This window comes from Microbacterium lushaniae (assembly GCF_008727775.1).
Taxonomy (GTDB): Bacteria; Actinomycetota; Actinomycetes; order Actinomycetales; family Microbacteriaceae; genus Microbacterium; species Microbacterium lushaniae.
The window spans coordinates 3,251,522-3,265,095 of the sequence record NZ_CP044232.1 but is presented as its reverse complement, the minus strand read 5'-3'; the positions used below and the strand labels follow the sequence as shown (position 1 = coordinate 3,265,095).

Annotated in this window: 11 protein-coding genes and 1 pseudogene; 10 read left to right on the top strand and 2 right to left on the bottom strand. The window is 70.3% G+C overall.

Going from position 1 to position 13,574, the window contains the following annotated elements:
* The first annotated feature begins 2 nt into the window (after positions 1-2).
* The 6 genes from F6J85_RS15780 (at position 3) to F6J85_RS15755 (ending at position 5,455) form a co-directional block, all read left to right on the top strand.
* The gene (locus F6J85_RS15780; RefSeq protein WP_150926492.1) at positions 3-1,283 is read left to right on the top strand and encodes an aconitase X; all 1,281 of its coding nucleotides are present in this window, start codon (positions 3-5) and stop codon (positions 1,281-1,283) included.
* On the top strand, positions 1,280-1,705 hold the full coding sequence (locus tag F6J85_RS15775) for an aconitase X swivel domain-containing protein (protein WP_150926490.1): 426 nt from the start codon (positions 1,280-1,282) through the stop codon (positions 1,703-1,705). Before F6J85_RS15780 ends, F6J85_RS15775 begins: the two co-directional genes overlap by 4 nt.
* An 87-nt stretch (positions 1,706-1,792) precedes the next feature.
* Positions 1,793-2,881, top strand: a complete 1,089-nt coding sequence (locus F6J85_RS15770; RefSeq protein ID WP_150926488.1) for an ABC transporter substrate-binding protein — start codon at positions 1,793-1,795, stop codon at positions 2,879-2,881.
* A gap of 19 nt (positions 2,882-2,900) precedes the next feature.
* Positions 2,901-3,734: an ABC transporter ATP-binding protein gene (locus F6J85_RS15765; RefSeq protein ID WP_150926486.1), complete on the top strand. Its 834-nt coding sequence runs from the start codon at positions 2,901-2,903 to the stop codon at positions 3,732-3,734.
* Positions 3,735-3,738: 4 nt separating this feature from the next.
* Positions 3,739-4,602 carry an ABC transporter permease gene (locus tag F6J85_RS15760; RefSeq protein ID WP_150920814.1) on the top strand — a complete coding sequence of 288 codons (864 nt, stop codon included), beginning with the start codon at positions 3,739-3,741 and terminating at the stop codon, positions 4,600-4,602.
* Positions 4,603-4,660: 58 nt separating this feature from the next.
* The gene (locus tag F6J85_RS15755; protein ID WP_150920813.1) at positions 4,661-5,455 is read left to right on the top strand and encodes an IclR family transcriptional regulator domain-containing protein; all 795 of its coding nucleotides are present in this window, start codon (positions 4,661-4,663) and stop codon (positions 5,453-5,455) included.
* Between the two features lie 3 nt (positions 5,456-5,458).
* On the opposite strand, the gene F6J85_RS15750 is transcribed toward F6J85_RS15755, so the two are convergent.
* Both F6J85_RS15750 and F6J85_RS15745 read right to left on the bottom strand, forming a co-directional pair.
* Complete coding sequence (locus tag F6J85_RS15750; protein WP_150926484.1) at positions 5,459-6,826, bottom strand: FAD-dependent oxidoreductase; 1,368 nt, start codon at positions 6,824-6,826, stop codon at positions 5,459-5,461.
* The gene (locus F6J85_RS15745) at positions 6,823-8,565 is read right to left on the bottom strand and encodes a dihydroxy-acid dehydratase domain-containing protein (protein WP_150926482.1); all 1,743 of its coding nucleotides are present in this window, start codon (positions 8,563-8,565) and stop codon (positions 6,823-6,825) included. Before F6J85_RS15745 ends, F6J85_RS15750 begins: the two co-directional genes overlap by 4 nt.
* 108 nt (positions 8,566-8,673) lie before the next feature.
* Here F6J85_RS15745 and F6J85_RS15740 point away from each other — a divergent pair, with 108 nt between their 5' ends.
* The 4 genes and pseudogenes from F6J85_RS15740 to F6J85_RS15725 all read left to right on the top strand — a co-directional run bounded on the left by F6J85_RS15740 (position 8,674) and on the right by F6J85_RS15725 (position 13,567).
* A complete protein-coding gene (locus F6J85_RS15740; RefSeq protein ID WP_191906656.1) occupies positions 8,674-9,969 on the top strand; it encodes a Bcr/CflA family efflux MFS transporter in 1,296 nt (431 codons plus the stop codon).
* An 87-nt stretch (positions 9,970-10,056) separates the two neighbouring features.
* Positions 10,057-11,799: pseudogene (locus F6J85_RS15735) on the top strand (circularly permuted type 2 ATP-grasp protein).
* Positions 11,793-12,725, top strand: a complete 933-nt coding sequence (locus F6J85_RS15730) for an alpha-E domain-containing protein (RefSeq protein ID WP_150926478.1) — start codon at positions 11,793-11,795, stop codon at positions 12,723-12,725. Before F6J85_RS15735 ends, F6J85_RS15730 begins: the two are co-directional and overlap by 7 nt.
* Positions 12,722-13,567 (top strand): transglutaminase family protein, encoded by an 846-nt coding sequence (locus F6J85_RS15725; RefSeq protein ID WP_150926476.1) that lies wholly within the window; start codon positions 12,722-12,724, stop codon positions 13,565-13,567. Before F6J85_RS15730 ends, F6J85_RS15725 begins: the two co-directional genes overlap by 4 nt.
* Positions 13,568-13,574 lie beyond the last annotated feature (7 nt).

The following is a 13,574-nucleotide window of genomic DNA, read 5'->3' as shown; positions in this document are numbered from 1 at the left end:
CCGTGCGCCTGACCGAGCAGGAGAAGCGGATGCGCGACGGCGACGAGGGGGATGCCGTCGCCGCCGCGATGGACCTGCTCATCCGCTACGGCGACGCGCTCGGTGCCGAGCGTCTGGTCGAGACCCGCAACGTCGCCGGGACCATGACCCAGCCCTCCCCGGCCAAGGCCGCGCTGGTGGCGGAGGGAGGCTGGGAGCGCGCCTTCGCGGTGATCAACCTGGACTCCGATCGCACCCTCGACATCCCCCCGATGCGGGTGCCGACCTGTCAGCTCCAGCACGGCTTCGGCGCGGACGCGGAGGGGCTGACGGCGTACCCGGTGCAGAACATCCGGATGCAGGATGAGGCGGAGTCGTACTTCACCGATCGCGGCGTGACCGTCCTGGCCACGTGCACGCCCTACCAGGTGGGGAACGTGCCCGCGCGCGATGAGCACTGCGCCTGGATGGAGTCCTCCGCGGTCGTCTACGCCAACTCCGTCCTCGGCGCCCGCACCAACTGCGAGGGCGCAGCATCCACGGGTGCCGCGTCACTCACCGGCAAGATCCCCTACTGGGGCAATCACGTGCCGGAGAACCGCTACGCCACTCACCACGTCTCGGCCGAGATCGATGTCGCCGACTTCCGTGAATGGGGCATGTTGGGGTATTTCGTCGGCGAGGCGGTCCAGGAAGCGCGGCCGGCGGTCACCGGCCGGCTGCACGCGGCCGGCGATTCCAACCTCAAGCACTTCGGTGCCGCGACCGCGACCTCCGGTGGCGTCGAGATCTACCACCTTCCCGGGGTGACCCCGGAGGCCCCGACCCTCGAGGCGGCGTTCGGCGGCCGCTCGCCTGTGGAACCGATCCGTTACGGAAAGCGGGAGCGCGCGGCCGTTTACGAGACGCTGAACGCACAGGGCACGAGCACCGACGTCGACTTCGTGCTGCTGGGATGCCCGCACGCATCCCTGGAGCAGGTCGCCGAGATCGCCCAGCTGCTCGATGGCCGCCGCCTCAGCACGAGCGCGCAGCTGTGGGTCATGCTTCCGCGCGCGCTGGCCGCGGAATCGCTGCGCGCCGGATGGACGCGCACCATCATGCGGGCCGGTGGCCACGTGCTGACCGACTCCTGCCCCGCCATGTCGCGGGCGGCTCCCCCGGGGACCCGCGTCATGGCGACGGATTCGGCCAAGCAGGCGCATTACCTCCCGGCGATCCTCGGCATCGAGGCGTGGTTCGGCACGACCGCCGAGTGCGTGGATGCGGCGCTCACGGGCCGGTGGCGCGGAGAGCTCGCGTGATCGAACTGACCGGGCGTGGAATCGTGGGCGGCGTGGTGCGCGCCTCCGCGCTGGTCACCGCGGAGCCCATCTCCGGCTTCGGGGGGATCGACGTCGCCACCGGCACGGTGATCGAGCCGCGACACGAACTGTTCGGCGTCTGCTTCACCGGCCGCATCCTCGTCTTCCCCGGCGCGAAGGGGTCGTCGGGGTGGTCCAGCTTCTTCCAGAGCACCCGGCTGATGGGCACCGCGCCGGCCGGGATGGTCTTCGACGTGGTCACGACCAAAGCCGTCCTGGGCGCCATCCTCACGCGCGTGCCGACCGTGGTGGGCGCCGAGCCCCTCCCGCACCGCACCATCCGCACCGGCGACACCGTGGAGGTCGACGGCACATCCGGACGCATCCGCGTGTGGCCCGCGGTGGACGGTTCCATTGGGTGAAAAAGTGGTTGGCACCCCGCCTCGTCCTTCGCAGACTCGACCTGACGCTCGCAACGGCGTGAGCGGGTCCCGACACAGGAGTCAGACATGATCACAGCAGTCCGCCGAAAGGCCATCCGACGTCACTCTCTGCTTCTCGTTGCCTCCGTGGCCGCCGGCGCCCTCGCCCTCTCGGGGTGCTCGGGGGGCGACGCGGAGCCCGCGACCACCGAGGGCACGGGCGAAGTCGACCTGGGAAGCATGACGGTCGTCACCTTCCTCCCGCTGGAATCCTTCAGCTTCACCCCCGAGATGTTCGCCTACTCGGGCGGGTACTTCGAAAAGCACGGGCTCGACGTGCAGCTGCAGCCGGTGCAGGGCACCTCGGCGGCGATCCAGTCGCTGCTGGGCGGCGCGACCACCATCACCCGAGCGAGCACCGTCGACGTCTTCCCGCCGATGGAGGACGGTCAGCCCATCCGGGCCGTCGGCACGATGGCCTACAAGTCGAACCTCCGCATGATCTCCGTCGAGGGGAGCCCCATCGAGTCGCCCGCCGACATCGAGGGCAAGACGATCGGCATGGGCTCGGTCGGAGGCACCAGCGAGAAGCTGCTGGATCTCACCCTGGACGACGCCGGAATCGCCGCCGACTCGGTGACGCGCCAGGCCGTACCGGTGACGGCAGCGACCCTCGAGGTCGTGCGGCAGGGGCAGCTGGACGGCTACATCGTGAGCCTGGACACGTCGCTCGCGATCGGGCAGCAGAACGACGACGCCGTCGTCGACGACGCGGGCCTGGGCGACGCGCCCGACATCCAGACCTGGATCACCACCGAAGCCAACCTCCAGGACGAGACGAAGGTCGCCCAGATCGAGGCGTTCCTGGCCGCGATCCAGGAAGCGGTGCAGGACGTCATCGACGACGCGCCGAACGGGTTCTCGAATGTCCTGAAGACCCTGCGCGACAGCGGTGACTGGAGCTTCCCCGCCCTGGCGGACGACGAGGTCGCTGCCGACGCACTCGAGATCTACACGACGCAGACCTGGGTGGACGCGGACGGCGGGGCCTCCCTGCTGGAGAACAACATGGAGGCGTGGACCGCCACGTACGACACGTACGTGGCGGCAGGGCTGCTCGAGGGCGGACAGGACCCGGCGGAGTGGATCATCGACGATCACGTCCCGGCCGAGTGACACGATCCGAGGAGATCACATGAGCAACCAGGCGACCGTCGCGGGGCCCGAGCAGGCCGGCGAGGAGCAGGTTCTGCCGCGGCTCCGCATCCGCGGCGTAGGGCGGGACTTCCACACCAAGGCCGGCGTCACCCACGCCGTCTCCGGGATCGATCTCGATATCGAGCGAGGCGAGTTCGTCGCACTCATCGGTCGATCCGGATGCGGCAAGACCACGCTTCTGCGCATGATCGGGGGCCTGCTGTCCCCGACGTCGGGGACCATCGAGGTGGATGGGCGTCATCTCTGGCGCAACGGCCACGTCGAGAGCTCCGCCGTGACGCGGCTGGGCTTCGTCTTCCAGGAGAGCAACCTCTTCCCCTGGTTCTCGGTCCTGGACAACATCGCGCTGCCGCTCAAGCTGCGCGGAGTGGACAAGGCCGCACGCCGGAAGAGGGCGACCGAGCTCGCCGCCCTCGTGGGGCTGAGCGGATTCGAGAAGTCGTTTCCCCGGGAGCTGTCCGGCGGCATGCGTCAGCGGGCCGCCATCGCGCGCGCGCTGAGCACGAAACCGGACCTGCTGCTGATGGACGAGCCGTTCGGTGCGCTGGATGCCCTGACGCGCGAGCGCATGAATCTCGAACTGCAGCGCATCGTCCTGGAGACCGGCTCGACCGTCGTGTTCGTCACGCACGACATCCCCGAAGCGGTGTTCCTCGCCGACCGGGTGGTGCACATGACGCCCCGCCCCGGGCGCATCCGTCAGATCCTGCCGGTCCCGGACGCCAAGCCGCGCGGCATCGAACTGCAGACCACCCCCGGGTTCAACGACATCGTCCGGAACCTTCGCCACGACCTCGACGAGGAGGACTGACCCCATGGCAACTGCGCAGGCGGCCCCGCCGGAAGAACCCACGACGACGACGGTCGTCACCGAGCAGCGCCGCCAGTCCGAGGGGCGCATCCTGAAGATCCTGCCGTGGATCGTCACACCCTCGCTGGTCGTGCTGATCATCGTCGTGTGGCAGGTGCTGGTCACGGCGCTGAAGGTCAACCCGTTCGTCTTCCCGCCGCCGGCAGCGGTGGGGGAGGCGTTCGTGACGCTCGTGCTGGACGGCAGCACGTGGGGGGAGGCCGCGGTGACCCTGACCGAGATCCTCGTCGGCTTCGTCATCGCCGTGCTGATGGGCGTCATCGTCGGCGTCGCGTTCGGCAAGCTGCCGTGGCTCGAAGTGAGCATCCGCCCTCTCATCGTCGTCGCACAGGTGGCGCCGAAGGTCGCCTTCATCCCGCTGTTCGTCATCTGGTTCGGCTTCGGCATCACCTCGAAGGTCCTGCTCGCGGCACTGCTGGCCTTCTTCCCGGTCATGCTCAACGTCCTGCTGGGCGTGCGCTCGGTCGAGCGGGGACAGCGCGAGGTGATGCGGAGCCTCAATGCCTCCCGCGCCCAGATGTTCACCCAGCTGGAGATGCGGAGCCTGCAGCCGTACCTGTTCGCCGGTATGGAGGTCGGGATCGTCCTGGCCACCACCGGCGCGATCGTCGGGGAGTACCTGGGGGGCAGCGTGGGGCTCGGCGCGATGGTGGTGCGGGCGATGAACTCGCTGGATGCCGCGCGCACGTTCGCCCTCATCCTGCTGCTCTCGCTGATCGGGCTGGCGCTGTACCTCATCGTCAACGAGGCGAAGCGGTTCTTCATCCCGTGGCACGAGTCGGTGTACGGGCTGCGGGAGGGGATGTAGGCCGCCGTCCCCGTAGGCTGGTGCCGCTCTCTCGCAGAGCGCGCACAGGAGGGGCGGCATGTCGGAGGAGCGGTCGCGCGACAGGATCCAGAGCATCGAGCGAGCCGTCCAGGTGCTGCGGGCGTTCAATCGCCGGGAGGGGCCGCTGAGCGTGGCCGAGATCTCGGCGCGGGTGGGTCTTGCCCGCCCCGTGGTCCGTCGCATCCTGCTGACCTTCGCCCACCTCGGCTACACCGAGTCCACGAACGGGTCATGGAGCCTGACGCCGCGCATCCTGGAGCTCGGCTCGGGATACTTCACCGCGTCGTCGCTGCCGGAGATCTCGTACACCTACATGACGGAGGTCGTCGAGCGCACCGGTGAGACGTGCAGCATCGGCGTACTGGACGGACTCGAGGTCATCCACGTCGCCCGTGTCGAGGACCGTCGGCCGCTGCCGGACTCGGTGCGGGTGGGCAACCGTCTGCCCGCTCACGCCACCGCGATCGGCAAGGTGCTGCTGGCCCAGTTGACCGAGCCGGAACTCACCGTCCTGCTCGCCTCGACGGCCCTGGAGACCTACACCCCACGCACCGTCGCCGATCCCGACCGGTTGCGGGAGCGGCTGGAGCTCGTGCGCGAACGCGGGTTCGACGTGTCCCTGGAAGAGCTGAATCCGGGCCAGGTCGCCGTCGCCGTGCCGATCCTCGCGGGTGGGCAGGCGATCGGTGCGATCGCAGCGTCGTCGACCACGGTGCGCGAGACCGAGCAGAGCCTGACGGAGACCGTCATGCCGGTGCTGCGCACCGCAGCCGACGAGATCGCCCGGGCCTACCGCAACGCGAACCCGCAGGTTTTCCGCGCCGACCGGTGATCCTCACGCCACCGGAACGGTCACACCCTCCGGCAGGCGCGTCCCGAGGAACGCCCCGTCGGCTTCCAGACGCTCCTTCAGTCGCGCCACATCCACGCCGGAGCCCGTACCGTCACCGCTCAGCGCGAGGTCGGCGGCGGTGCCGGCGGCCTGCCCCATGGCGAAGCACGGGCCGGTGACTCGTCCGGAGGACTGCCCGCGCTGGGTCATCGACGCACACCGGCCGGCGACGAGGAGATTGCGTACGACCTGGGGCACCAGCATCCGGTAGGGGAGCTGGTTGTAGCCGCGCGAATCCACCGGCGGGAACCGGAACTCGACGTCGCCGGGCACATGCGCCTCGACCGGCCAGCCGTTGACCCCGATCGTGTCGTCGAAGTCGGCGCAGCCGAGCACGTCCTGCTCGGTGAGCTGGTACTCCCCGACGATGCGACGCGTCTCGCGGATGCCGATCTGCGGGGCGATGTCCACGACGTACGCATCCTCGAACCCGGGGGTGTTCTCCCGGATGAACGCGAAGGTGTCTTTGACCTGACGACGGCCCTGGATCTCGCCCCGCGTGAGCTGGCGCACATCCGTGCCGTCGATGGCCGAGCCGTCCTCGTTGCTGAGCTGCGTGAGGTTCGAGCGCCACTCGATCGGATTGCGCTGCGGCCGGACGATCGGCTTCTTGCGGGGGAATCGGTGGGTGCCGGCGGCCTCTGCCTCCTCCATCCGCCGCCGGATCGTCTTCCACGCTTCGCCGGCGCGCTCCGGGTCGACGCCGTTGATCCGGAACATCAACGACGGGTAGAGCAGGTGCTCGGCCCGCTCGTAGGGGGCGCCTGCCCACGCGGCGATGTCGGCGTCTCCCGACCCGTCGATGAAGAACCGCCCGCGCACGGCAGCGCGTCCGGACTTCGATTCGATGACGACCGCGTCGATCGTGTCGTCGCCCGACATCACCACGTCGACGGCGACGGCGTGGAAGAGCACTTCCGCCCCGCCGGCCAGCAGCAGTTCGTCGGCGGCGATCTTGTACGCCGAGATGTCGAAGGCGACGGCCTGGATGCGGTCGTCGACGGACAGGTGCGGCTCGTTCAGTCCGTCGAGGGCGTGGAGGCGGTCGTACAGCTCGTCCGCGAACCCGTGCACCACGAGCCGGTCCTCGCCGTACACGCGGGCGTGCAGACCGCAGAAGGTGCTCAGCCCGCCCATCGTCCCGGCGCCGCCGAGGAAGCCGTATCGCTCGATGAGCAGTGTGGACCGTCCCGCGCGCGACGCCGCCGTGGCCGCGAGCAGGCCGGCGGGCCCGCCGCCGACCACGACGACGTCGTACTCCCCGATCACGGGGACGCGGCTGGCGGGCAGGGCGATGGTCGGATCGGTCATGCGTGCTCCGTGTGCTCGGGGGTGGATGCGGCGACCTCCGCCGCGGGCTGACAGGGGCCGTTCGGGCGGGCGCACAGCACCGCGCCGCAGCCGAGGGGCTGCACGAGCTGCTCGTACTGGTCCAGCATCCCGCCGCCGCTGTCGCGGTCGGGGAGGGGGACGTAGGGCGGGCGCGCGGCGAGTTCGGCGGGGTCCACCAGCAGGTCGAGCCGGCCGTCGGCCAGGTCGATGTCGATGAGGTCGTCATCCTGCACGAGGCCCAGTGGAGCGCCCGCAGTGGCGGCCTCGGGGGAGACCTCGCCGACCGTCATGCCCTGGTTCACGAGCCCGCTGAACTGCCCGTCGGTGACGAGCGCGACCGAGTGGGCGAGCCCGCGTGCGTGCAGGGCGAAGATGAACGCGCTCGTCAGTCCCATCCCCGGTGCGCCGCTGACGCCGATGCCGCGGATCACCGCGACGTCACCGGGACGCAGCCGCCCGTCCGAGATCGCCGCGATGGCGTCCTCGCGGCTGGTGAAGATGCGCGCCGGCCCGGTGAACCGCCGCGGGCCCGAGTCGGGGACGGGTCGTTTGGCGACCGCGCCACTGGGGGCCAGCGATCCGCGCAGCACCGCGATGGCGGGATCGGTTCCGAACGGATCCTCGACGGTGCGGATGATCTCGCCGTCGGCGGGGCGGGCGGCGGCGAGGGAATGGGCGAGAGTGCTGCCCTCGACGGTGAGGCTCGAGCCGTCCAGCAAGGGGAGCAGCTCGCGCAGGACCGTGGCGCCGCCGCCGGCGTCTTCGAACTGCTCCGTGAGCCACGGGCCGTTCGGACGCACCGAAGCCAGGAGCGGCGTGCTGCGCCCCAGGGTGCGGAACTCCTCCCACACGTCGATGTCCAGGCCGCTTTCGACGGCGATGGCCTGCAGGTGCTTGATGGTGTTGATCGACCCGCCCACCGCGAGCATCGCGCGCACGGCATTGCGCACCGACGCGTCGGTGATGATCTCGCGGGGGCGCAGATCCCGCTCGATCAGGCCGACCAGGGCCTCCGCGCTGCGCCGCACCGACTGCCACATGCGTTCGCTGTTGGCCCGTACCGGGGCAGAGCCCGTGACCGCCATCCCCAGTGCCTCGGCGACGATGTGCATGGAGTTCGCCGTGGCCAGCCCTGCGCACACGCCCGGACCCAGGATGGCATCGTCGGCGAGCTCCTCCAGGTCGTCGGTGGGCTCGCCGGTGACCGCCGCCATCGCCGCGAGGAGGAAGACCTCCTCGACGTCGGCCTCGCGCCCCTCGGCCAGTCCGCTGTGCTGGTAGCCGCACGCGACCACGACGGTGGGGATGTTCAACCGTCCGGCGGCCATGAGGTGCGCCGGGGTGGTCTTGTCGCAGGACGACAGGCAGATCATCGCGTCGAGCTTGGCGCCTTCCACGGCGGCTTCGATGTCGTTCACGATGAGGTCGCGGCTGGGCAGGATGTAGCGTCCCGCTCGCCCGGCGCTCGTGACGAAATCGCTCGGGGCGGTCGTGCGGATCTCGAACGGCAGCACCCCGAGTTCGCGCAGGTGCCCCTTGAGCGCGTCGGCGATGTCATCCAAGTGGGCGTAGCAGGCGGCCAGCTCGGAGGACGTGTTGACGATCGCGACCTTGGGCTTGGTGAGGTCTGCCGTGGCGATCCCGAGTGAGCGCCACTGCGCGCGGCGCGCGATGCCGAGGGCGGAAGTGGGGGGCAGGTTGCTGCGGAGCGTGGGCATCCTCGTCCTTGTCTCGCGTCGTGACCTCGCGGTCTCGGTCGTACGCATTGCGTTCAACAAGTCGCAATGCGTACGCTGAGCATACGACGCGGGGGGAAGCGGGTAAAGGTGAGCGCAGCGCGGCGGACAGCCCCGACGACGCACTCGCCGCCCGTACTCGGGGCCGGCCTCCTCACCGTGCTGGGTCTGCTGATGACGGTCAATCCGATCGCCTCCAACATCTACCTGCCGGGGCTGGCGCAGATGGCGGCGGACCTCGGCGTGACGGTGGCCGGGGCGCAGTTCGCGCTCACCGGCTTCCTCCTCGGGGTGGCGGTCGGGCAGTTGGTGGTCGGCGCGATGACCGACAGTCTCGGTCGCCGTCGCGTGCTGCTGCTGGGCCTCGGGCTGCTCACCGCGGCCAGTGCACTCGTTCTGCTCGCTCCCACCCTCGGAGTGCTCATCCTCGGCCGCGTGCTGCAGGGGTTCGGCTCATCCGCCGCGGTGGTCGTCACGCGTGCCGTCGTCTCCGACACCGCGCGTGGGGCGCAGGCCGCGCGCGCGTACAGCGTCCTCATGGGCATGCTTGCCGCCGGCCCGCTCTTCGGCCCGCTGCTGGGGACGCTCCTTCTCCCGCTCGGCGGCTGGCGTGCCACCTTCGCCGCGCTGCTGGTGATGAGCGTGCTGTACCTCGTGGCCGCTGCCCTCGCCGTCCCGGAGACCCTCGCGGTGGCCGACCGGTCGCCGGTGCGGATCGGGCGACTGCTGAGCAATTACCGCCGGCTCGCGGGCGACGGCGGTTACGTCGGCAACGCGCTGGCCATGGCCTTCGGCTTCGCCGCCCTCGTGACCCACGTCAGCGCGTCGTCGTTCGTCGCGCAGGACGTGCTGCGCACCGACGAGTGGGGCTTCACGTTCCTGTACATGGCCTACGCGCTCGCGGTGATGGCCGGCAGCGCCGTGAACGCCCCGCTGTCGGGGCGGTTCGGTGCGCGCCGGATGCTGGTGATCAGCCAGGCGATCGCGATCGCAGCCATGGCGGCGATGACAGTCTTCGCCCTCACCGGGACGCTCACCGTCGCCACGTTCCTCGCCACGGTGATCCCCGCATGTGCGGCCGGATCCGCGCTCCTGGCCAACGCGACTACGCTGACCCTGGCACGCGCGGCCTTCGCCGCCGGCTCCGGTGCTGCCCTCATGGGGTTCACCCAGTTCACCATGGGCTCGCTCATCTCGCCCCTGGGCGGCGTGCTCGGCCCGGCCACCGCCGCCCCGATGGCGCTGACGATGCTGGCGTCGTTCGTGCTCAGCGCGGTCGCGGGCGCACTGGGGGTGGCGTGCGGAGCGACGCCGCGGTGCCGTCCCCGGTGCCCGAAAACAGGAGAATCGCCCGCATCAGGATGCTTCGGGCCGAATCCGTCCTGATTCGGGCGATCTTCCTGTTTAGGGCGTCGGGCGCAACCCCCCGGCGCCGAAACATGGCGGCAACATGGCCGCCACTAGGCTCGTGACATGGGTGACCTGTTCGACGGATACGGCTCCACGCTGGCGCCGCGCAAGACCTCGACCGGCATCCCGGCGTACGACGAGATGTTCGGCGACCCGCCGCATCCGGGCGAGCACGCCGAATCGCGCAAGGCCTACCGGGAGCTGTACCAGGCGCTGGCGCAGATGACGCAGGAGGAGCTCCGCGGGCGCACCGAGTCGCTCGCGAGCTCGTACCTCGCGCAGGGCGTGACGTTCGACTTCGCCGGTGAGGAGCGTCCGTTCCCGCTGGATGCGGTGCCCCGCATCATCGACTACGACGAGTGGTCGCGCGTGGAGGCGGGCGTCAAGCAGCGCGTGCGCGCGCTCGAGGCGTTCCTCGACGACGCATACGGCAGCCAGCACTGGCGTGCGCGACGGCGTGCTGCCCGCCCAGCTGATCGCCTCGTCGCAGTACTTCTACCGCCAGGCCGCGGGGATCCACAGCGCCAACGGCGTCCGCATCCAGGTCGCCGGCATCGACCTCATCCGCGACGAGCACGGCGAGATGCGGGTGCTCGAAGACAACGTGCGCGTCCCCAGCGGCGTCAGCTACGTCATCTCCAACCGCCGCGTGATGGCCCAGACGCTGCCCGAGCTGTTCGTCTCGATGCGCGTGAGTCCCGTGGGGGACTACCCGAACAAGCTCCTCGCGGCGCTGCGGGCCTCCGCGCGGGGGCGGCATCGAAGACCCCAACGTCGTCGTGCTGACGCCGGGGGTGTACAACTCCGCGTACTACGAGCACACGCTGCTCGCCCGTCTCATGGGCGTCGAGCTCGTCGAGGGGCGCGACCTCATCTGCGTGGGCGGGCAAGGTCTTCATGCGCACCACGCGTGGTCCGCAGCGCGTCGACGTCATCTACCGGCGCGTCGACGACGACTTCCTCGACCCGCTGCAGTTCCGTGCCGACTCCATGCTCGGCGCGCCCGGCATCATGCTGGCCGCACGCCTGGGCAACGTCACGATCGCCAACGCCGTGGGCAACGGCGTCGCCGACGACAAGCTGCTGTACACGTATGTGCCCGACCTCATCCGCTACTACCTCGCCGAGGAGCCGATTCTGCGCAACGTCGACACGTGGCGGCTGGAGGACCCCGGGGCGCTCGAGGAAGTGCTCGACCGTCTCCCCGAACTCGTGGTCAAGCCCGTCGACGGATCCGGCGGCAAGGGTCTGGTCGTGGGGCCCGACGCGTCGCCGTCGGAGCTGGACGCCCTGCGCCGCCGCCTCAGGGCCGACCCGCGCGGGTGGATCGCCCAGCCCGTGGTCATGCTCTCGACCATCCCCACCCTCGTGGCGGACGGGATGCGGCCACGTCACGCCGACCTGCGGCCGTTCGCCGTCAACGACGGCGACGACGTGTGGGTGCTTCCGGGCGGACTGACCCGCGTCGCCCTCCCCGAAGGGGAGCTCGTGGTCAATTCCAGCCAGGGCGGCGGATCCAAGGACACGTGGATCGTGGGCGGCTCCGCCCCCGCGCACGTCGAGTACGGACAGGGCAACGGCCTGGCCGGTCTCGTCGCCGATCAGGCCGCCACGATCACCGCAGCGATCCCGATCATCTCCGACGCCCAGCCCGAGGTGACCCATTCGCCGCAGGATCCCCACCGAGGCGACACCGAGCAGCAGCAACAGCAGCAGCAGGCCGCGCCTGCCACCAACGAGCACGGTCCGCAGCACGAGCAGCAGCAACAGGCCCGCGACCTCCCACGGGGGGTGGACGGATGCTGAGCCGCATCGCCGAATCCTTGTTCTGGATCGGGCGCTACATCGAGCGCAGCGACGGTACGGCGCGCATCCTCGACGTGCACCTCCAGCTGCTGCTGGAAGACCCGTGGATCGACGAGGACACCGCGTGCCGGTCGCTGCTGAGCGTCATGGGTTCGTTCCCGCTCGAGGACGTCGACAAGGTGCGCCGCGACGACGTCCTGCAGCGTCTGGCCGTTGACCGGATGAACCCCGCGAGCATCGCGTACGCCCTCACCGCCTCCCGCGAGAACGCCCGCCGCGCGCGCGAGATCGTCTCCACCGAACTGTGGGAGACCCTCAACACCACCAACTCGCGGATGCCGCGGCGACTGCAGACCGACAAGGTGCACGAATTCTTCGCCTGGGTGCGCGAGCGTGCGGCCCTCGCGGTCGGGATCGTCGACTCCTCCACCAGCCGCGACGAGGCGTGGCAGTTCTTCACCCTCGGGCGCAGCATCGAACGGGCCGACATGACCGCGCGCCTGCTGGCCACCCGTTCGCTGACGGAGGTGTCGGGGCCGTCGTGGACGACGATCCTGCGCTCGTGCGGCGCATACGAGGCCTACCTGCGCACCTACCGCGGCATGCCCAGCGCCCGCAACGCGGCGGAGTTCCTGCTGCTGGACCGCCTGTTCCCGCGCTCGATCATCTACTCGATCCAGCGCGCGGAGGAGTGCATGAGCGCGATCGACCCGCGCGCCGACCGCGTCGGCCACTCCAACACCGTGCTGCGTGCACTGGGCCAGATCCGCAACGACCTGGAGTACCGGCCGATCAGCGACATCCTCGGCGAGCTGCCGCTGCACATGCAGCGCGTGCAGAAGGTGACGCGCGAAGCATCCGAGGCCATCCGCTCGCGGTTCTTCCCGACGCAGGCCGAGCCCAGCTGGATCGGGGAGATCTCGTGAAACGCCTCCGCATCGAGCACTCGACCGGCTTCGCCTACCAGGGCGACGTCTCGGCGTCGTACAACGAAGCGCGGATGCTGCCGACCTCCACCGACAGCCAGTTCGTGCTCAGCTCGGGCCTGGAGATCGAGCCGTCCACCACGGTGAACTCCTACGTGGACTACTTCGGCACGCGCGTCAGCGCCTTCGACGTGCTCTCCCCGCATTCGGACCTCACCATCACGGCGCGCTCGCTCGTGGAGGTGCGTCCCCGGCCGCTGCCGCACATCGACATCACGTGGGACGCGCTCGCGGCGGAGGCGGCCCGCTCGATCGGCACGGTCGAACAGCTCGTGCAGACCGCTCGGACCCGACCGCACCCCGAGGTCGCCGAGATCGCGCGGGCCATCGCCGCGCAGCACGATCATCCCGGAACGGCGGCGCGCGCGATCGCCGAGGCCATCGGCGACGCCGTCGAGTACATGCACGGCGTCACGGGCGTGCACTCGACCGCGTCGGAGGCGTGGGAGGCGCGCAAGGGCGTGTGCCAGGACCTCGCGCACGTCACCCTCGGGGCGCTGCGGGAGGTCGGCATCCCGGCCCGGTACGTCTCGGGCTACCTGCACCCGCGCCCCAGCGCCGAGGTGGGCGTCGCGGTGACGGGCGAGTCGCACGCGTGGGTGGAGTGGTTCGCCGGCGACTGGCAGGGCTTCGACCCCACCAACAACATCGAGATCGGCGACCGGCACGTCCTGGTGGGGCGCGGCCGCGACTACAACGACGTGCCGCCGCTGCGCGGCGTCTACGCCGGGCCGTTCAAGTCGCAGCTGCGGGTGAAGGTCACGATCACGCGCGAGGCGTGACGCGGCG

Bases quoted from the DNA above. Each gene is read 5' to 3' on its own strand.
- F6J85_RS15770 (WP_150926488.1), top strand. From the start codon at position 1,793: ATGATCACAGCAGTCCGCCGAAAGGCCATCCGACGTCACTCTCTGCTT.
- F6J85_RS15765 (WP_150926486.1), top strand. From the start codon at position 2,901: ATGAGCAACCAGGCGACCGTCGCGGGGCCCGAGCAGGCCGGCGAGGAG.
- F6J85_RS15760 (WP_150920814.1), top strand. From the start codon at position 3,739: ATGGCAACTGCGCAGGCGGCCCCGCCGGAAGAACCCACGACGACGACG.
- F6J85_RS15755 (WP_150920813.1), top strand. From the start codon at position 4,661: ATGTCGGAGGAGCGGTCGCGCGACAGGATCCAGAGCATCGAGCGAGCC.
- F6J85_RS15750 (WP_150926484.1), bottom strand. From the start codon at position 6,826: ATGACCGATCCGACCATCGCCCTGCCCGCCAGCCGCGTCCCCGTGATC.
- F6J85_RS15745 (WP_150926482.1), bottom strand. From the start codon at position 8,565: ATGCCCACGCTCCGCAGCAACCTGCCCCCCACTTCCGCCCTCGGCATC.
- F6J85_RS15730 (WP_150926478.1), top strand. From the start codon at position 11,793: ATGCTGAGCCGCATCGCCGAATCCTTGTTCTGGATCGGGCGCTACATC.